The organism is Pseudomonas sp. GW821-FHT01E05 (assembly GCF_059422425.1).
In genome coordinates this window covers 427,057-443,245 of record NZ_JBWKWW010000006.1, presented here as the reverse complement: position 1 = coordinate 443,245, position 16,189 = coordinate 427,057, and the positions used below count along the sequence as shown (strand labels likewise).

Here is a 16,189-nt window from a genome sequence, read left to right as displayed (position 1 = left end):
GTCACTGCTAGTCATTACTTAGCAGTGGCAGCTGTTTCAATCAGGCTGGCAACGACTTTCGGATTGGACACCATCACCACATGGGACGCGCCTTTGACTACGACAGTCTTCTTGGCGTGTGCCCGTTCAGCCATGAACACCTGGGCTTGCGCAGGGATGTTCTTGTCCTTGTCGCCATAGACGAAATACGACGGAACGGTTTTCCAGGCGGGTTCGCTCGAGGCTTCATTTAGCGCAGCTACGGTCACGGGACGTTGGGTCGCTGCCATCAATTTTGCGTCAGCATTCGGCACATCGGCGGCGAACTGATCGTGGAACTTGTCCTGCTGGATGAACAGATCCTTTCCACCATTGGCCAATTCAACCGGTGGAGCCAGGGTTTGCCCCAAGGTATTACCCGGGAAACGACCCGCCAGGTCGGCGGTGGATTCACCGGCTTCAGGCGCGATAGCCGCGACGTAAACCAGCGCCTTGACGTTGGCATTGCCGTAGGCAGCTGCGCTGATCACCGGGCCACCGTAGGAGTGACCAACCAGTACCACAGGGGTTTTGATGCTTTTCAGTACATCAGCCACCGATTGCGCATCGCCTTTGAGGCTGCGCAGCGGGTTGGAAGCCGCGATCACCGGGTAGCCGTCTTTTTCCAGAATCTTGACCACGCCGTTCCAGCTGCTGGAGTCGGCGAAGGCGCCGTGCACCAGCACAACCGTTGGTTTAACGGGGGCCGCCAGCGCAGCAGTGGCGCTGGCCATGGCTGTGGCAAGGCCCAGTCCTGCGAATAACTTGTTCATCAGGTGCTCCTGTACGGGGTGGGAGGAGTGAAGCGACAGGGCCATTTGAACCGGATGCTGTGTCTCGTATGTGTCTGACTTGCCCGCCCGGCGCATGGAAATATGTCTGAAATCGCCTGAGCTACAAACGGATACAAGCGCCGTTCGGGCATTTCAGTGAGCGAAATAGTGGATTGTATTTTGTGGTCGTTCTCTACATCGCGGTTAAGGCGGAGCATAAGCCCACACACTCTTCCATGCTGTACAGCAGAGGCTCATGACCGATGAAACGCGTGCTTATGTTACTGGCCAACGGCGTAGAGCCTCTGGAAATGGCCGCTTTTACCGATGTGCTTGGCTGGGCCAACCTGCTGGGTGATCACCCTGTGGAACTGGTCAACGCCGGCCTTCGAAGAAAGATCGTGACCACCTTCGGTCTCACGCTCAATCCGAGTTTTTTATTGAGCGATCTGGACGTGAGCAGCTTCGATGCCTTGGCACTGCCGGGTGGTTTTGAACCGTCGGGTTTTTACGAGGAAGCCTTGAGCGAACCCTTCCTGGCGACCATCCGGCATTTCGTCGAAGCCGGTAAACCCGTTGCCAGCGTTTGCGTGTCTTCCGTGTGCCTGGGCGTGGCCGGCGTGCTGCGTGACAGGAACGCCACGACCTACCACCAGGAGGGCGGCAAGCGGAAAAACCAACTGTTGGAAACCGGTGCACGCTTTGTCGATCGCCCCGTGGTTGTCGATGACCAGATCATCACTTCAAGCGGGCCGGGCACTGCCACCGAAGTTGCATTCGTACTGCTCGAAAAAATAACGAGCGTCGAAAATGCCGCTTTTATCCGCAAGAAGATGCGCTTCGCCACCCCCGACCGTGATTGGTACGAAACGCCGCAAGTGCCCTGAAATGTTCCACCCACTCCGAATCGACTTTTTACCAAGGTAACCATATGACTAACACAGCACTCATCGTCGTTGATATTCAGAACGACTATTTTTCCGGCGGCAAATGGGAACTCAACGCTACTGACTCGGCCGCTGACAATGCGGCTCGTGTGATTGGAGCAGCACGTGAGCGGGGTGACTTAGTCATCCATATCCGTCACGAGACTTTAGCCCCTAATGCACCGTTTTTTGTTCCAGGATCCGACGGCGCGCAATTGCACGAGAAGGTGCGCAATCTTGGGGACGAGTTGGTCATCGTCAAACACTTCATGAACCCATACCGCGAAACGGAACTGCTCGAAGTGCTTGAACACAACGAGATTGAACGGGTCACCGTGGTCGGCAACATGAGCCACATGTGCATCGATGCTGTCACCCGCGCGTCTGACGACTTCGGGTTTGAGGCGACAGTTATTCACGATGCCTGTACGACCCACGACCTGGAATTCAACGACGTCAAGGTTCCTGCACATCTGGTGCATGCGGCGTTCATGGCCGCTTTGAAGTTCGGGTACGCCGAAGTGCTGAGCACTGACGAGTATGTGGCCTAGGTTTTCATTCTGCTGCCGAAAAAGGTAACCCAATGTTCAATCTTTCCAATGCTGTCGATTACTACTACTGGCCAACCCCCAACGGGCAGAAGGTCGCCATTTTTCTTGAGGAATCGGAACATCCCTACGTCGCGCATCCCGTCAATATCAGCAATGGTGAGCAATTTTCCACTGAGTTCACCCGAATTTCACCCAATCAGCGCATTCCAGCGATAGTCGACAGAGAGACTGGTGTATCGGTCTTTGAGTCAGGGGCGATTTTGTTGTACTTGGCTCAGCGCCGCGGGCAATTCATCCCCGCCGATGCGAAAGGGGCGGCTGAAGTCATGCAGTGGCTGTTCTGGCAAGCGGCGAACCTGGGGCCGATATTGGGACAGGCAGTGTTCTTCCTTAATTACGCCTCTGAACATGTACCGCTCGCCGTGGCACGGTTCAGTAAAGAGACCGAACGTTTGTATGGCGTTCTGGAGCAGCAATTGAGCGAACGACCTTACGTCGCCGGCGAGTACTCCATTGCCGATATGGCGATCTATCCTTGGATGCTACAACATGACAAGCAAGGAATGACGCTCGATGGTTATCCTAACGTCGCCGCTTGGCTAGAAAAAATCAGCACGCGCCCAGCAGTGGTTCGGGCCTACGCTAAAGGGGAGCAAATTCGTCCATCTGGTCAAACTGATCAAGACAGAAAAAAGCTTTATGGGCTTCCATAGCGGGGTCGCTACCCACTTAGGCGATTCCAGGTTGCTCGAAGTGCGTGCAGGGTCTGTCTCGAGCTTCATGAGGTTGCAAAGCGCAGAGTTGATGATCACCGGCAACTGCGTATTAGACCCCGCTGCCGGGGATTCAACCATTCCTCGCCGGGCGGCGGGTGAAGGGCACCTGTTTACGAATGCGTAGAGGTGATCATGAATCAGTCGGACGCGCCAGGAGCATCCCCTTGGCATGCGGGTGAGCGTGAGTTGCAGGAAAGCGTCGGCGTCGCCGATCAAATGGAGATATTTGGACGCAAGGTCGTACGTGACTACATGCCTGATCAGCATCGATTGTTTTACAACCAGTTGCCTTACCTGGTGGTGGGCGCGGTCGATGAACAAGGGATGCCTTGGGCCACGTTGATCGAAGGCCCCCCTGGCTTCATCCATTCACCCGATCCGCGTGTGCTGCAACTCGACCGCCTGCCCGCCGAGGGTGATCCAGTTAGGGCGGCCCTTAAGCAAGGCGCTGCGGTGGGACTGCTGGGCATTGACCTGAAGACCCGAAGGCGCAATCGCATGAACGGCAACATCAGCACCGCCTCGTCAGGCGGTTTTACCGTTTCTGTGGTGCACACTTTCGGCAACTGCCCGCAATACATTCAGTTGCGAGGCGTTGAGCCGGTCAGCCTTGGCCAAGCCTCAGCAAACGTAGCGGCCGAATGTCTCAGCGAACTGGATGAAGCCGCGAAGTCGACCATCAGCAAGGCCGATACCTTTTTCCTCGCCAGCTACGTCGATCTGGATGGCGATGCATCCCGGCGCTCGGTGGACGTTTCTCACCGGGGAGGCAATTCAGGTTTCGTCAGGATCGAAGGCAACGTGCTGACGATTCCCGATTTCGCTGGCAACCTGCACTTCAACACCTTGGGTAATTTCCTGCTCAACCCGCGCGCAGGGCTGGTGTTCATCGATTTTGAAACAGGCGACATGCTGCAAGTCAGCGGGCGTACCGAGATCATTCTCGAGGGGCCGGAGATTGCCGCCTTTCAGGGGGCTGAGCGGCTCTGGACACTGACCGTGGAACAGGTGGTTCGACGTCAGGCTGTGTTGGCCCTACGTTGGCGGTTTGAAGGTTTTTCGCCTAACAGCCTGATGACGGGCAGTTGGGAGCAAGCTGAGGGCCGATTGCAAGCCGATAACCTGCGTGATCAATGGCGACCGCTAAGGGTGACGCGGATCGTTGACGAGAGCAGCTCCATTCGCTCCTTCTATTTTGAACCGGCCGATGGCGCGGGCATACCGCGGTTTGAGGCTGGCCAACATCTGCCGGTGCGCTTTTGCCTTGCTGAAGGACAGGCGCCTCTGGTCAGAACCTACAGCCTGTCGAGTGCGCCGTCGGACAGTTTTTTCCGTATTAGCGTCAAGCGTGACGGACTCATCTCGTCGCATCTGCACGACCGCGTTAAGGTAGGGGATCTGGTTGAAGCCCGTGCCCCTCAAGGGCGCTTCACGGTGCAAGCCGATGAATATCGACCGTTGGTTTTGCTGGCCGCGGGCGTGGGCGTGACGCCACTGTTGTCGATGCTGCGTGAAGTGATTTATGAAGGCGAACGTATCCGTCGCACTCGACCGACCTGGTTCATCCAAAGTGCGCGCAGCCTGAGTGAACTCGGGTTTCGCGATGAGCTGTACGAACTGGCGACCCGTGCCAAGGATAAAGTTCGTGCGCTGCGTCTGCTCAGTCAGCCGGAAACTCATGCTCGCGTTGGTGAGGATTTTGAAGTGGCGGGGCGTGTGGATGTCGAACTGCTCAAGGCATTGCTGCCCCTGGACGATTACGACTTTTACCTGTGTGGCCCTGGTGCTTTTACCCAGGCGCTGTACGACGGCCTGCGTCAGTTGCGTATTGGCGATGATCGTATTCACGCGGAGACTTTCGGTCCTTCGACCCTGGTTCGCCAACGGGATCATTTAACCCCGGCGGTCGAGCAGATACCCGCGGCAAGCAGCCCGGTCAAAGTGCTGTTTTCGGCATCGGCGAAGGAAGCTCGTTGGGAGCCGGGTGGTGGGAGTTTACTGGAACTGGCCGAGAGCCGTGGCCTGAACCCGGACTTCAGTTGCCGGGGCGGATCGTGCGGTACATGCAGGACCCGATTGGTCAGTGGCCAAGTGCATTATCTGAACCTGCCGGCTGAGATGCCGGCCGAAGGGGAAGTACTGATTTGCTGTGCGGTGCCAGCGCAAGCCAAGGAGGGCGACGCCCCCCTGGTGCTGGATTTGTGAACTGGCCGTCATCGGTGCTCATCCCGCCATGCGCGGGTTGAGTACCTGGTCGATGCCGCCTTCGCTTTCAAGTTGAGCCAAGTCATCGAAGCCGCCAACGTGCCAGTTGCCGAAAAAGATCTGCGGGACGGTATGGCGACCGCTTCGGCTGACCATTTCGTTCTTCACGTCGACTGAGCGCACATCGATTTCCTTGTACGCAACCCCTTTGGCATCGAGCAACCGCTTGGCATTACGGCAGTAGGGGCAGGTCGTGGTGGTGTACATAGTGACTTCAAGCATGTTGAGTGCTCCTGAAAATTAGAGGCTGATTTAGGCAACAGCTTTTGCTGGACGGGCATGAACGGCAACGGTGTTCGGATGCTTGACCAGTGACTTGAAGGTCTTGTTGTCGGCGTCCAGGGCGTCGATTGAACCGGTGCCGATGTCGTAGACCCAGCCATGCAGATTCACCAGACCTTTTTCCTGAGCCAGGCGCACGCTTGGATGAGTCTGAATGTTGGCCAGTTGGGCGATGACGTTCTCACGCACCATGGAACTGACTTTGGCGGCTTCACTGGCGTGAGGACGCGATTCGTTGATGACTTTCGCCGACTCGGCATGTTGCAACCAGCCGGCGACCGCAGGCAAGTGATCCATACACTTGCACTTGGCGACAGCGGTCATGGCACCGCAATCGGAATGGCCGCAGATCACGATATCGGTCACGCCCAGTACGGCGACGGCGTATTCGACCGTGGCAGACACACCACCGGAATGTGGGCTGTAGGACGGCACGATGTTGCCAGCGTTACGGATCACGAACAGTTCGCCAGGCTCTTGCTGCGTCAGCAGTTCCGGTACAACACGGCTGTCGGAGCAGGTGATGAACAACGTGCCTGGATGTTGCGTGGTGGCCAAGTGTTTGAACAGGTCAGTGCGTTGCGGAAATGCTTCTTTTTGGAACTTCAAAAAACCTTCGATGAGCGCTTTCATGATGTTTACCTTTCATTGAGTGTTGAGTGAGTGACAATTAGTTGGTGCAGCCGCTACCGATCACGCTGTATTCCAGGATGTGGGTTTCACCGTGCGAATCGCGGTAAGTCATTTGCACTGGCGTCGGGCCACAGACATCAGCCGTCGGGGTGATGTGAATGACTTTGGCGATATCCAAGTGCATGCCATACGCATATGGAACGGCCTCAGGTGCTACCACAGCTTCCTGTGCGTAGGCTGACAGCGAAGCCGTCAGGGACAGGGCGAGAAACAGAATTTTTTCATGACGAATCCTCCATTCAAATGTGGTGATTGATCGAAAAGGGTTTAGAAATTTTTTGAAGCAGGCCCGCAAGGCTGCGGGCCGATTTACAGGTCCGGTTGCATCCTTAGAAAGGACGCAGTGGCAGGAACTTGCCGTCGAGGGTGATCACTGCACGGTGGCCGCCTTCCGGGTCTTCGACTTTCTTCATGTCGAGCTTGAAGTTGATCGCGCTGATGATGCCGTCGCCGAACTGCTCGTGAACCAGGGCTTTCAAGGTGGTGCCGTAGATCTGGATCATTTCGTAGAAGCGGTAGATGGTCGGATCCGTTGGAACACCCGACAGGCTGCCGCGCAGTGGGATGATTTGCAGACCGGCGACCGAGTTGGCGTCCAGGTCCAGTTTTTCGCCGATCACTTTGGCAGCGGCTTCAGGCAGTGGATGCTGGCCGAGCAGGGCGGCAGTGACATAAGCCAGACCGAGGCCGGTGCCTTGAGCCATGTCTTCGAAGGACAAGTTTTTGCGCGCCTTGGCGTCGAGGATTTTCGCGGTCAGCTCGAGGCTGGTGTCGTTGTAAGCGTGGGACTGTTGCATGGTGTTTCTCCTATCGGGTTTGCTTGTTGGCTGTTTGCCAGGTTGGTGTTGCTTGGGTGTGAAGCAATGTTCTGCTGGTTGCTCGATAGCGTCCAAGACCGATATACAATCCTGCGCATAAGTCGTTCCTATAGATGCAGGTCGGAGCGTTCATGAATTTGGCGGGATCCATCAGCACCTGAAATGGTGGATGCCCCATAGGGGGTACCGCCGCCTGGTTGCGATACATCGAATAAGGCTGGATCGGAATAACCGATAGGCACAATGACCATGCCGTGATGAGCAAGTGTCGTCCACGTCGAGGTGATGGTCATCTCTTGGCCACCGCCAGTACCCGTTGATGTAAATACACTTGCGGCCTTGCCAACCAGTGCTCCGCTAGCCCACAGGCCGCCAGTCTGATCGAGGAAGTTGCGCATCTGTCCTTACATGTTGCCAAAGAGGGTAGGCGTGCCAAATATGATGGCGTCATAGCCAGACAATTCAGCACGGTTTGCCACTGGAGCCGCCTGGTCAGTTTTGCCATGTGCAGCTTTGAATGCCTCAGGATCCATGGTTTCAGGAACACGCTTTACCGTGACTTCACCCCCCCGGGACGCTGCTAGCACCCTGAGCTACATGCTGCGCCATCATTTCGATATGGCCGTACATCGAATGATAGAGAACCAGAATCTTGACCATCTTCACTTCCTCGTTTCGCTACATCATCTGTCGAACGCCGGTTGTTACAGGCCTAAATCAGAAAGACCTGGATGATCGTCAGGGCGACGGCCTAACGGCCAACGAAATTTTCGCTCCGACTCTTTGATTGGCATGTCATTGACGCAGGCAAACCGATGAGCCATCAGTCCGTTTTCAGCAAACTCCCAATTCTCGTTTCCGTATGAGCGATACCAATTACCGGAGTCATCGTGCCATTCGTAGGCGTAACGTACCGCGATGCGGTTATCGGTAAATGCCCACAGCTCTTTGATCAGTCGATAGTCCAGTTCTTTGTTCCATTTTCGGGTCAGGAATGCTGCGGCTTCAGCCCTGTTTACTGCGAAGTCGACTCGATTTCGCCATTTGGTATCAGTTGTGTAAGCCAGTGAAACTTTTTCTGCATCGCGGGAGTTCCAGCCATCCTCTGCAAGCCGGACTTTGAGAATTGCCGACTCACGATCGAAAGGGGGTAGTGGGGGACGCGTTTCAGATTCAGCCATGATTTTCACTCCAAACGTGTGGGGACATCGTGGTCAAGCAGGCAATGTGCTTAGGGAGCAGGTGAGCCCTATGCCGTTGTTTCCGGAAACTCCGCCAATGGAACGAATTTGTTGGTTCTGCCATCGAGCGCGACGATGGACCCTGTTTCGATGTCATAGACCCAACCATGCAGATTCAGCTTTTTCTGTTCCAGAGCCAATCTGACGCTGGGGTGGGTTTTCAGGTTGGAGAGCTGAGCGATAACATTTTCCCGAACCATTGAGCTGACACGTTCTTTGTCGGATGCGTGGGTACGGGTCGCGTTCATTACCTTCGCCGACTCCGCATAGCTCATCCAGGCCGCCACTGCCGGTAAATGATTCAATGATTTGCCACTGGAAACCGCCGTCATTGCTCCGCAATCCGAGTGACCGCAAATGACGATGTCATGGACCTCGAGTACCGCAACGGCATACTCGACAGAGGCGGTGACACCACCCGGTTGTGGACCATAGGATGGAACTATGTTCCCAGCGTTGCGTATAACGAATAGCTCTCCGGGCTCTTGCTGTGTGAGCAACTCCGGAATGACTCTACTATCGGAGCACGTGATAAATAACGTTTTTGGATTTTGGGTAGTGGCGAGATATTTGAAAAGGTCCGTTCGCTGCGGAAAAATTTCTTTTTGAAACTTGATGAAACCTTCGATGAGTTCTTTCATGTGCAAGTTCCGGCGTTAAGTGTCTGGGTGAAATTGCGAAGACCAATGCTAGAGGTCTTGCTAAATATCGTCCAAGAATAAGAGGGAGCAATGATTTATTTATTATATGGGATAAGTCTAATGCTGCTGAGCTTTCATGCTATCTATGTAAGGCTGGAGGGTGAGTCGTGACTTCGTTCATCAATTACTGCAATAATTAGGCTTGGTTAACCTGAATTATTGACGGAAATTTTAAGCCGCTTTTTTTTGCACTTATTTCGAGCAATGTTCCACTTTTTTCGCTCAAATAATCAGCAATGCGGGAGCGTAACCAACGCTCGCCTGGATCGTTGTCCAGCGTGGCGATCCATGACATGGATAGATCGAGGGGCGGGAGACTCATCGGAACGGGGTCCGCGCGTAGACCACCTTACATCGTCAAGAAGGGTGAGCCGCCGGTTAACTTGCAGAAATAGGCTGCACTTGCCGGCTGCTTGGAAAACATGATTTCCGGGCAGACGGCCCGAATTAAATAGCGCCGCTTACCTACTGGCCCGTTGTTCGCCTTAGCGTTAACTGACAACGTGACGCGCGATTCTGGACGTACTTAGAAATAGAAAAGCTCAGACACATTCCAGATATATAACTGCGGTTTGATGCATCAGTCCCCCTCCAAACAGAGAGAGTTGTTTTGTTCAGCAGATTACAGACCGCGCTGAAGTCGGTGAGCCAGAGCGCGCGATTGATGGTAGGTGTACCCGATTACGACAATTATGTGGCCCAAATGGGTATCAACCATCCGGACCAGCTGGTAATGACGTATTCGGAATTTTTTCGCGAGCGTCAGGAAGCTCGCTACGGCAATGGAAAATGTACAACGCGCTGCTGCTGACCATTCATTCGGAGCGTTGAAGCAAAAAGTTGTTTCGCCACAAGATTCTGATGGCGATCGCTTTGAGCGAAAAAGTTTTTCACCAATCCTCCTCACAACAGTCACCGACGGTGTGACTGTAGCTGTCGTGCTGCCGATAGGGTGCCCAACTCCATACGGGTGGATTCCATCCGAAAGTAGCTCAACGGCCTTCATAATTTTTTCGATAGGCTCCTGGTTGCATGCCCACCGATTTGGCGAAAGCGCGAGAAAACGCGGAAATCGACTGGTAGCCCACAGCTGCACACACCGTCTCCACTGTCTGATTGTTCTTCAGTAATTGACAGGCATGGCGAATTCGCAGCGCTAGTAGCACTTGCCCCGGCGACTGGCCTACCAGTTCGTTAAATTTTATGAAAAACGCCGAGCGAGAAAGCCCGGTACACGCCGCCATACTCTCTAAAGACCATGAGCGCGCTGGGTACTCAATTAATTGGTCCAGTAATGTGGCAAAGACCGGATGTCGAGCAAGGGCCACCAAGCCCCCTAGGTTATGATTTTCCATTACCTGTTGGCGTAACACATACAGAAATAGCAGATGGCTTAGACGCTCCAACAATGCAGAGGAGGGTGAGGCTTGCTGGCATTCATCCAGGATCAAATCGAACAGGGCGCGGGCAGCACTCAGCGACGGATCCCCAGCCCGTAGAATTATCCAGTCCGGCAACCCCTCGATGATCAGTGATGACAACCCGGACTTGAAGTAAAAGAAGCCGCATACCAGCCCCACACCGTCCACGGACTCGCTATCCAGCTTTGTCATTTCTCTGCGAGGTAGACGGTGGGCGGTATTAGCCTCTTCGGCACTGGACAACCGATAATTCTGATCACGCAACAAAAACACAGCATCTCCTGCATTCAGTTGCTGCGCCTGATTCTGTCCATTGATATGTAGCCAACAATTGCCTTGTACGACCAAATGAAAACTGGATCGTGCAGAGCCGTAGGTGCTGGCATGCCATCCTCCACAGTAACGGCCAACATGAAAGAGGTTGGCCTCTAGCTCAAGACTTTCTAATAACCAATCAATCAGTGGGCTGGACGAAATCATCTAATGAAAATACTCAGAGGCAGGTAAACGCTACTCAGGAGAGTGGTTGTAAATTCGTGTTGCCAACAGACTTGCCGGACATTCAATTCGCAGGAAAATATCTCATGGCACGTGTCACTCTCCACACATTGCAAACTGCACCTGAAGCAGCCAAACCTTTCTTGGAAAACGCCCAGAAAAACTCTGGTTTCATTCCAAATTTACTGGCTGTGTTGGCAAATGCTCCAGCGGCATTGGAAACGTACGTCACAGTATCTGCCCTCAATGGCAAAGCTGAGCTGAGCTTAGCTGAACGTGAAGTCGTGCAGCTGATTGCTGCGACCAATCACGGTTGTGATTTCTGCGTAGCGGGTCACACCGCGGTAGCGTTGAACAAGGCGAAGTTGTCTGATGAAGTGGTCGGCGCACTGCGCGGACAAACAGCCATACCGGAGGTGAAGCTTGAAGCCTTGGCAGCCTTTGCCCGCGAAGTAATCGCGACGCGCGGTAACGTCAGTGAACAAACCTACGACGCTTTCAAAACTGCGGGCTACACAGAGGGAAATGCCTTGGAAGTAATCCTTGGAGTGAGCCTGGCAACCCTGTGCAACTTTGCCAATGTTTTCGCTAAAACCCCTCTCAATCTGGAGCTTAGCCGTTACAGCTGGCAGTCGGATAAATAATCCAAAAGTTGGCAACTGGATCGTTTGTCTGGGCGGGTTAGCCCAATTGAAAGTCGCCCCAGTGGTCAATGCAGCAATTTCGCGTCGGTATCGGCGCGAATGTGCTGGTACCGCAGTAGCCAATGAAAAAGCTCTTCAATAATTGGGTTTCAGGTTTGCTGTACCAGTGCCAGCCTTACGGAGAATCCTATGAGAAGAGTACCGAATAGCCATTGCTGAATGCGTTGCGCCAGCGCGCTTCGCTCCATCCAGCGGCCTACCCATGCGCTGGCGGTTGCAAAAATACTGTCGAACAGAAGCCCTGTAATTACGAGGACGATACCTAACACGGCAAATTGCTCCCATACGGAGGAGCGATTGGGGTCAATGAATTGTGGTAGCAATATTGAGCTGAACAGTAACGCTTTCGGATTGAGCAGATTAGTCAGAAGACCACGCCGGAAAGCTGCCTTCAAGGATGGCGATGCAACGGGATTCTCAACAGCTGTTGGTGAGCTTGCGCCACTGCTTTTAAACATTTGTAACCCTATCCAGAGTAGATAAGCAGCGCCTGCGTATTTAACGACATCAAATGTCCAAGGAAGAACTTTGAACATCGTTGCCAGCCCCAAGGCGGTCAATGTGACGTGGCAGGCACGCGCAAATGCCAAACCCAGTGCGGTTGCCAATGCGGCCGTTCTGCCTTGTTTTGCGCCGGTTTGCAGCAGCAGGATCATGTCCGGGCCGGGCATTAAAAAGATCATTGAAAGGGCTAAGAGATACAGCGCTTTATCTTCCATTCTGAAGCAGCTCAGCGAGTGGGGAGGGAGATAAATTCTAGGTCCAAGGGGGAGGGCAGGTGGTTGCGTTTTGAACTCAATACTCGGGTTGTTTTGGCAGTTTATGCCGATGAAGTTTTATAAAAGGTTTGTGTATGCCAAATTTTCGAAATCCTCAAATAAAGCTGGATAGCTACGACAGAGACATCCTAGCCGCCCTTCAACGAGACGGTCGACTGACTAACGTACAACTGGCAGAAGAGATCGGTCTCTCTCCCTCTCCTTGTTTGCGGCGCGTGCGCAATCTGGAGGAGGCAGGAGTCATCCGCGGTTATCAGGCAACGCTCGATGCAGAGTCGGTGGGGTGGGACTGACGGTGTTCGTTGGAGTAAAAGTCGAACGTCATCATGAGGTGGAGGCGGAAAAATTTCGAGTGACAGTTCTGGCGCTTCCAGAGGCTGAAGCTTCCTGGTGTCAGGGACAAAGCAGCCTTAGTAGCAGGTCATCGAAACTCCCGGCCCATAGGTGGCAAATTTTCCCAATCCAAATCGATACACTGCGCAGGCGTTTCAGCTAGGAGAGTGGTGAGGTCGAGCTTCACTCTTTCCGAATCTTGTTTGTGATTTTTGGGCGTAGAGGTATCAGGGTTGGGGCGGAAATTTCGCTACGCTCTGTAATTCGCTAGTATTCGCCTAGGATCGATTAGTCAAACGCCAAACCGGATCAGATAATTTGGCTATGAGAAAATCCGCTAGCACATCCACTTTGGCTGGCCGGGTGCGAGCGGTCGGCGTCACAAAATACAGTCCTCCCTCCTGCATGCTCCACTCTGGCAGTACCACTTGAAGTCTTCCATCGCGTAGATATTCACTTGCGACAAACTCTGGAAGCTCAGCTATCGCAATTCCTGCAAGTACGACAGGGATTAAGGCGTCCACATTTGTGACGCGCAGAGAGCCATTGGGGGAGACGCTGACCTCATCCCCTGATTTATTGAGTAAGCGCCAGACGTCACTCTGGGCTCGATAGGCGTATCCCAAGCAATTTCGACCTACCAGATCATGAGGGTGTTTTGGGTGACCATGCTGTTCAAGGTATCTAGGAGACGCCACAAGATACCGAGCAACCCGGCTAATTCGTCGTGCTACTAGAGATGAGTCGGGTAATATTGCGATCCGCATCGCAGCATCAAAGCCTTCCCCAATGAGGTCGACTGACGCGTCGGACAAATGAAGATCGACTGACACTTCGGGATAAGCGAGAAGAAATTCCGGTAGAATCGGGGCAACCCAGCGGACGCCGTAAGTCATCGGTATCGCCAATCGCACGAGCCCTCTAGGTTGTGACGAAAGTTCGCGTGCAATACCCTCCGTCTCTTCCGCCTCTCGGTACAGGCGACTAGCGCTTTCCGCTATGCTGCGGCCAAATTCTGTGAGTGCGAGCTGTCGGGAGGTCCGATTTAAAAGACGGGCACCTAGCCTTTCTTCCAAGCGACCAACTCCTCGTGAAACCGTTGCGACGGAGACACCCATCACCCTCGCAGCAGCCGCAAAGGATCGCTCCTCAGCTACCTTTGCAAACATCGCTAATCCTTCAAAATCTGGCATCTTTGACATCGACATTTCTGCAATGATGGTTTGCAATCAATTCTATTTCGAAAGGCAGGGTTCGTCGATATTCTTTGGTCATGCGCTTTCTTGCGCCAACCTGAGGAACGTCAAATGTCACGCAAACTTGAAGGTAAAATCGCCATCGTCACCGGCGGTACCAGCGGCCTTGGATTGGCAACTGCCATTCGTTTCGCTAAGGAAGGTGCTCACGTTTACATCACTGGTCGGCGCAAACCTGAGCTTGATGCTGCTGTTTTGGCTGTCGGTAATGCAACCGGTGTTCAAGTCGACTCCTCCAAGCTGGATCAATTGGACGCGTTGTACGCCCAGGTGAAAGAACAACACGGTCGTGTTGACGTTCTGTTCGTGAACGCTGGCGGCGGTGAAATGAGAAATCTGAAAGATGTCACTGAAGAGCATTTCGACGACACCTTCGGCCGAAATACCAAGGGCGTACTTTTTACGGTCCAAAAGGCGCTGCCACTGCTGTCCAAGGGAGCTTCCGTGATTCTCACGGGCTCTACCGCGGGTAGTGTTGGCACCCCAGATTTCAGTGTTTACGCCGCTTCGAAAGCAGCTGTAAGGTCCTTCGCCCGTAACTGGATCCTCGACTTGAAAGGTCAGGACATTCGCGTGAACACTCTCAGCCCTGGTCCGATCAAGACACCAGGCCTCGTAGAATTGGCAGGCCCAGACGCGGCACAGCAGCAAGGTCTGCTGGATCACTTTGCTTCATTGATTCCAATGGGCCGCGTTGGCGATCCAGATGAAGTCGCAAAGGTAGCAGTATTCCTGGCCTCTGATGATTCCAGCTTCGTGAACGGCAGCGAAGTATTTGTCGACGGCGGCATCGCCCAAATTTGATCCGGAACGTATTGGGAAAGTGTGAGCTTTCCCATTACTGATCAATCTATTGCCCACCGATGCGTTTGAACCGAGATTTGACCATGGGGCCGACCCAGTCCGCGGGCGGCTTAAGACAGAACTCCATGAATTGCTCAGCATCGGAGCGGCGCAGATCCAGGAGCGGTTTGCGAGCCACAGCTAGTGGCCAACTGCAGATATCTAGTACCTCGAATAGGTAGTTGACTGCTCTCGATGCCGAAGCGGACGGTACGCAGGTTGCAGAAAATAGGACTGCTGAAGAACAGTAATTATGGAAAACCAGGGAAGCGTTCCCGGTTTTCCATAATTACTAGCATGAATTTCTCAGAATTACTTCCGGGTCGTGCGGCTACAAAGCTGGAGGGAAGTTCCGCGCAGACACATAATTTAACATAATATACATTATGCGTACCTATGGATTCTCCTTGTGGGGCTCTGCTCGATGCTTTTCACCAGGTGATCAGGCTGGCCAGGCCGAATTTCTCGCATGCGAGAAAAACGCCGTTACGAACATGACGATGGCCGCTGTGCTTCTGCCGTTGCATCGATACGGATTTTGGCGCGTGCAACAACGGCCATCGCTTGGACAATATAAGCAGCGTCACCGGTGTTGTCGTCGTCACTTAAAAATCAGAAAAATCATCTTAAAAAAATACTCTCGAAAATTCATGGGCCTAGGAAGTCACGAAAATGATTCTTCGTAGTTTCAGCATATGAAGTAATCGGTGCTGTCCCACTCAGTACATTGGACTTAACCCATGCACTATATCGATGAGTCCCATCTGACATTTTAGCTCTTCGCGGCCTTACGTGAGCATGCCTGTCGTCGGAGCCCGCAGATCTCGGAAGAAATCGCGTGAAATTGCCCTAGATTCGCGTGATCGTACACCGTATGCGAGTTCGTCTGTTCGTCTGTTCGTCTGTTCGTTTGATATAAAGGGTCTTTTTGGTAACAGCTTGTTCGTTCACGGCATTGCTTACGCCACAGGTCCACGTGCATGCACGTCGCTGTGTGAAATCTGCGGCGTTCAGTGTGGAGTTGATGCGCAGATTTCAAGGGCTGTCATTCGTGGTAAAGACAAACGCCGGCTGATTTACATGCAGATGCTGCAGATTAGGCGGTGCCTCCTTGCGATTGAAGCCTGTGGAGCTTTCCTCCCACCAAATACCCTGGAAGCTCGCCAGAATTTGGCTGGATGAAAAGCTCAGTAAAATGCTCGTCCGGTACCGTTGTTAACTACATTTTTGACTTGTTAACTACGGTGGTTAACAAGTCAAAAAATAAGTTTACAGGGTAATACTGACCCTGCGAGTTAGCCCTTGATTCTC

18 protein-coding genes and 3 pseudogenes are annotated in these 16,189 nt (G+C 53.4%); 8 read left to right on the top strand and 13 right to left on the bottom strand.

Features of this window, described 5'->3' with window-relative positions; all coding sequences use genetic code 11:
• Positions 1-14: 14 nt before the first annotated feature.
• The gene (locus AC07W5_RS16325; protein ID WP_495023796.1) at positions 15-791 is read right to left on the bottom strand and encodes an alpha/beta fold hydrolase; all 777 of its coding nucleotides are present in this window, start codon (positions 789-791) and stop codon (positions 15-17) included.
• 263 nt (positions 792-1,054) lie between these two features.
• Between AC07W5_RS16325 and AC07W5_RS16320 the strand changes: the two genes are divergently transcribed.
• The 4 genes from AC07W5_RS16320 to AC07W5_RS16305 all read left to right on the top strand — a co-directional run bounded on the left by AC07W5_RS16320 (position 1,055) and on the right by AC07W5_RS16305 (position 5,249).
• On the top strand, positions 1,055-1,678 hold the full coding sequence (locus AC07W5_RS16320) for a DJ-1/PfpI family protein (RefSeq protein WP_495023795.1): 624 nt from the start codon (positions 1,055-1,057) through the stop codon (positions 1,676-1,678).
• 44 nt (positions 1,679-1,722) lie between these two features.
• Positions 1,723-2,268, top strand: a complete 546-nt coding sequence (locus AC07W5_RS16315; protein WP_140678626.1) for a cysteine hydrolase family protein — start codon at positions 1,723-1,725, stop codon at positions 2,266-2,268.
• Between the two features lie 32 nt (positions 2,269-2,300).
• Positions 2,301-2,981, top strand: a complete 681-nt coding sequence (locus tag AC07W5_RS16310; protein ID WP_495012337.1) for a glutathione S-transferase family protein — start codon at positions 2,301-2,303, stop codon at positions 2,979-2,981.
• A 195-nt stretch (positions 2,982-3,176) separates the two neighbouring features.
• A complete protein-coding gene (locus AC07W5_RS16305) occupies positions 3,177-5,249 on the top strand; it encodes a 2Fe-2S iron-sulfur cluster-binding protein (protein ID WP_495012338.1) in 2,073 nt (690 codons plus the stop codon).
• A gap of 18 nt (positions 5,250-5,267) precedes the next feature.
• Here the strand turns inward: AC07W5_RS16305 and grxC are convergent, their stop codons facing one another.
• From grxC to AC07W5_RS16265, 8 genes and pseudogenes are all read right to left on the bottom strand, one after another.
• Entirely contained in the window at positions 5,268-5,531 is a 264-nt protein-coding gene (gene grxC / locus AC07W5_RS16300) for a glutaredoxin 3 (RefSeq protein WP_495012339.1), read from the bottom strand.
• 30 nt (positions 5,532-5,561) lie between these two features.
• Positions 5,562-6,224 carry a carbonic anhydrase gene (locus AC07W5_RS16295; RefSeq protein WP_110750121.1) on the bottom strand — a complete coding sequence of 221 codons (663 nt, stop codon included), beginning with the start codon at positions 6,222-6,224 and terminating at the stop codon, positions 5,562-5,564.
• A 37-nt stretch (positions 6,225-6,261) separates the two neighbouring features.
• Positions 6,262-6,444 (bottom strand): DUF2790 domain-containing protein, encoded by a 183-nt coding sequence (locus AC07W5_RS16290; RefSeq protein WP_495012340.1) that lies wholly within the window; start codon positions 6,442-6,444, stop codon positions 6,262-6,264.
• Positions 6,445-6,613: 169 nt separating this feature from the next.
• On the bottom strand, positions 6,614-7,081 hold the full coding sequence (gene cynS / locus AC07W5_RS16285; RefSeq protein WP_495023794.1) for a cyanase: 468 nt from the start codon (positions 7,079-7,081) through the stop codon (positions 6,614-6,616).
• 128 nt (positions 7,082-7,209) lie between these two features.
• A pseudogene (gene wrbA, locus AC07W5_RS16280) lies at positions 7,210-7,762 on the bottom strand (NAD(P)H:quinone oxidoreductase).
• A 44-nt stretch (positions 7,763-7,806) separates the two neighbouring features.
• Positions 7,807-8,283 (bottom strand): nuclear transport factor 2 family protein, encoded by a 477-nt coding sequence (locus tag AC07W5_RS16275; RefSeq protein WP_214383422.1) that lies wholly within the window; start codon positions 8,281-8,283, stop codon positions 7,807-7,809.
• Positions 8,284-8,351: 68 nt separating this feature from the next.
• Positions 8,352-8,984 (bottom strand): carbonic anhydrase, encoded by a 633-nt coding sequence (locus AC07W5_RS16270; RefSeq protein WP_495012342.1) that lies wholly within the window; start codon positions 8,982-8,984, stop codon positions 8,352-8,354.
• Positions 8,985-9,180: 196 nt separating this feature from the next.
• On the bottom strand, positions 9,181-9,339 hold the full coding sequence (locus AC07W5_RS16265) for a hypothetical protein (protein WP_495023793.1): 159 nt from the start codon (positions 9,337-9,339) through the stop codon (positions 9,181-9,183).
• A gap of 315 nt (positions 9,340-9,654) precedes the next feature.
• Between AC07W5_RS16265 and AC07W5_RS16260 the strand changes: the two genes are divergently transcribed.
• A complete protein-coding gene (locus AC07W5_RS16260; protein WP_495023792.1) occupies positions 9,655-9,855 on the top strand; it encodes a YbdD/YjiX family protein in 201 nt (66 codons plus the stop codon).
• Between the two features lie 181 nt (positions 9,856-10,036).
• On the opposite strand, the gene AC07W5_RS16255 is transcribed toward AC07W5_RS16260, so the two are convergent.
• Complete coding sequence (locus tag AC07W5_RS16255) at positions 10,037-10,945, bottom strand: cupin domain-containing protein (protein ID WP_495012345.1); 909 nt, start codon at positions 10,943-10,945, stop codon at positions 10,037-10,039.
• 104 nt (positions 10,946-11,049) lie between these two features.
• Between AC07W5_RS16255 and AC07W5_RS16250 the strand changes: the two genes are divergently transcribed.
• Positions 11,050-11,607, top strand: coding sequence for a carboxymuconolactone decarboxylase family protein (locus AC07W5_RS16250; RefSeq protein ID WP_495023791.1), 558 nt, complete (start codon positions 11,050-11,052; stop codon positions 11,605-11,607).
• 149 nt (positions 11,608-11,756) lie between these two features.
• Here the strand turns inward: AC07W5_RS16250 and AC07W5_RS16245 are convergent, their stop codons facing one another.
• Positions 11,757-12,386: a LysE family translocator gene (locus AC07W5_RS16245; RefSeq protein WP_495023790.1), complete on the bottom strand. Its 630-nt coding sequence runs from the start codon at positions 12,384-12,386 to the stop codon at positions 11,757-11,759.
• Positions 12,387-12,544: 158 nt separating this feature from the next.
• Here AC07W5_RS16245 and AC07W5_RS16240 point away from each other — a divergent pair.
• Positions 12,545-12,822 (top strand): annotated as a pseudogene (locus AC07W5_RS16240) (Lrp/AsnC family transcriptional regulator); the annotation flags it as partial.
• Positions 12,823-13,057: 235 nt separating this feature from the next.
• Here AC07W5_RS16240 and AC07W5_RS16235 read toward each other — a convergent pair.
• On the bottom strand, positions 13,058-13,981 hold the full coding sequence (locus AC07W5_RS16235) for a LysR family transcriptional regulator (protein WP_495023838.1): 924 nt from the start codon (positions 13,979-13,981) through the stop codon (positions 13,058-13,060).
• A 105-nt stretch (positions 13,982-14,086) separates the two neighbouring features.
• On the opposite strand from AC07W5_RS16235, the gene AC07W5_RS16230 reads away from it, so the two are divergent.
• Positions 14,087-14,839, top strand: coding sequence for an SDR family NAD(P)-dependent oxidoreductase (locus tag AC07W5_RS16230; RefSeq protein WP_495012348.1), 753 nt, complete (start codon positions 14,087-14,089; stop codon positions 14,837-14,839).
• Positions 14,840-14,888: 49 nt separating this feature from the next.
• Here AC07W5_RS16230 and AC07W5_RS16225 read toward each other — a convergent pair.
• Positions 14,889-15,023, bottom strand: a pseudogene (locus AC07W5_RS16225) (site-specific integrase); the annotation flags it as partial.
• Positions 15,024-16,189: the final 1,166 nt, after the last annotated feature.

What these genes read in the sequence shown, in the direction of transcription:
- AC07W5_RS16295 (WP_110750121.1), bottom strand. Translation starts at nt 6,224, where the DNA reads ATGAAAGCGCTCATCGAAGGTTTTTTGAAGTTCCAAAAAGAAGCATTT.
- AC07W5_RS16310 (WP_495012337.1), top strand. Translation starts at nt 2,301, where the DNA reads ATGTTCAATCTTTCCAATGCTGTCGATTACTACTACTGGCCAACCCCC.
- AC07W5_RS16265 (WP_495023793.1), bottom strand. Translation starts at nt 9,339, where the DNA reads ATGTCATGGATCGCCACGCTGGACAACGATCCAGGCGAGCGTTGGTTA.
- AC07W5_RS16270 (WP_495012342.1), bottom strand. Translation starts at nt 8,984, where the DNA reads ATGAAAGAACTCATCGAAGGTTTCATCAAGTTTCAAAAAGAAATTTTT.
- AC07W5_RS16315 (WP_140678626.1), top strand. Translation starts at nt 1,723, where the DNA reads ATGACTAACACAGCACTCATCGTCGTTGATATTCAGAACGACTATTTT.
- grxC (WP_495012339.1), bottom strand. Translation starts at nt 5,531, where the DNA reads ATGCTTGAAGTCACTATGTACACCACCACGACCTGCCCCTACTGCCGT.
- AC07W5_RS16230 (WP_495012348.1), top strand. Translation starts at nt 14,087, where the DNA reads ATGTCACGCAAACTTGAAGGTAAAATCGCCATCGTCACCGGCGGTACC.
- cynS (WP_495023794.1), bottom strand. Translation starts at nt 7,081, where the DNA reads ATGCAACAGTCCCACGCTTACAACGACACCAGCCTCGAGCTGACCGCG.
- AC07W5_RS16305 (WP_495012338.1), top strand. Translation starts at nt 3,177, where the DNA reads ATGAATCAGTCGGACGCGCCAGGAGCATCCCCTTGGCATGCGGGTGAG.
- AC07W5_RS16325 (WP_495023796.1), bottom strand. Translation starts at nt 791, where the DNA reads ATGAACAAGTTATTCGCAGGACTGGGCCTTGCCACAGCCATGGCCAGC.
- AC07W5_RS16250 (WP_495023791.1), top strand. Translation starts at nt 11,050, where the DNA reads ATGGCACGTGTCACTCTCCACACATTGCAAACTGCACCTGAAGCAGCC.
- AC07W5_RS16235 (WP_495023838.1), bottom strand. Translation starts at nt 13,981, where the DNA reads ATGTCAAAGATGCCAGATTTTGAAGGATTAGCGATGTTTGCAAAGGTA.
- AC07W5_RS16255 (WP_495012345.1), bottom strand. Translation starts at nt 10,945, where the DNA reads ATGATTTCGTCCAGCCCACTGATTGATTGGTTATTAGAAAGTCTTGAG.
- AC07W5_RS16245 (WP_495023790.1), bottom strand. Translation starts at nt 12,386, where the DNA reads ATGGAAGATAAAGCGCTGTATCTCTTAGCCCTTTCAATGATCTTTTTA.
- AC07W5_RS16275 (WP_214383422.1), bottom strand. Translation starts at nt 8,283, where the DNA reads ATGGCTGAATCTGAAACGCGTCCCCCACTACCCCCTTTCGATCGTGAG.
- AC07W5_RS16320 (WP_495023795.1), top strand. Translation starts at nt 1,055, where the DNA reads ATGAAACGCGTGCTTATGTTACTGGCCAACGGCGTAGAGCCTCTGGAA.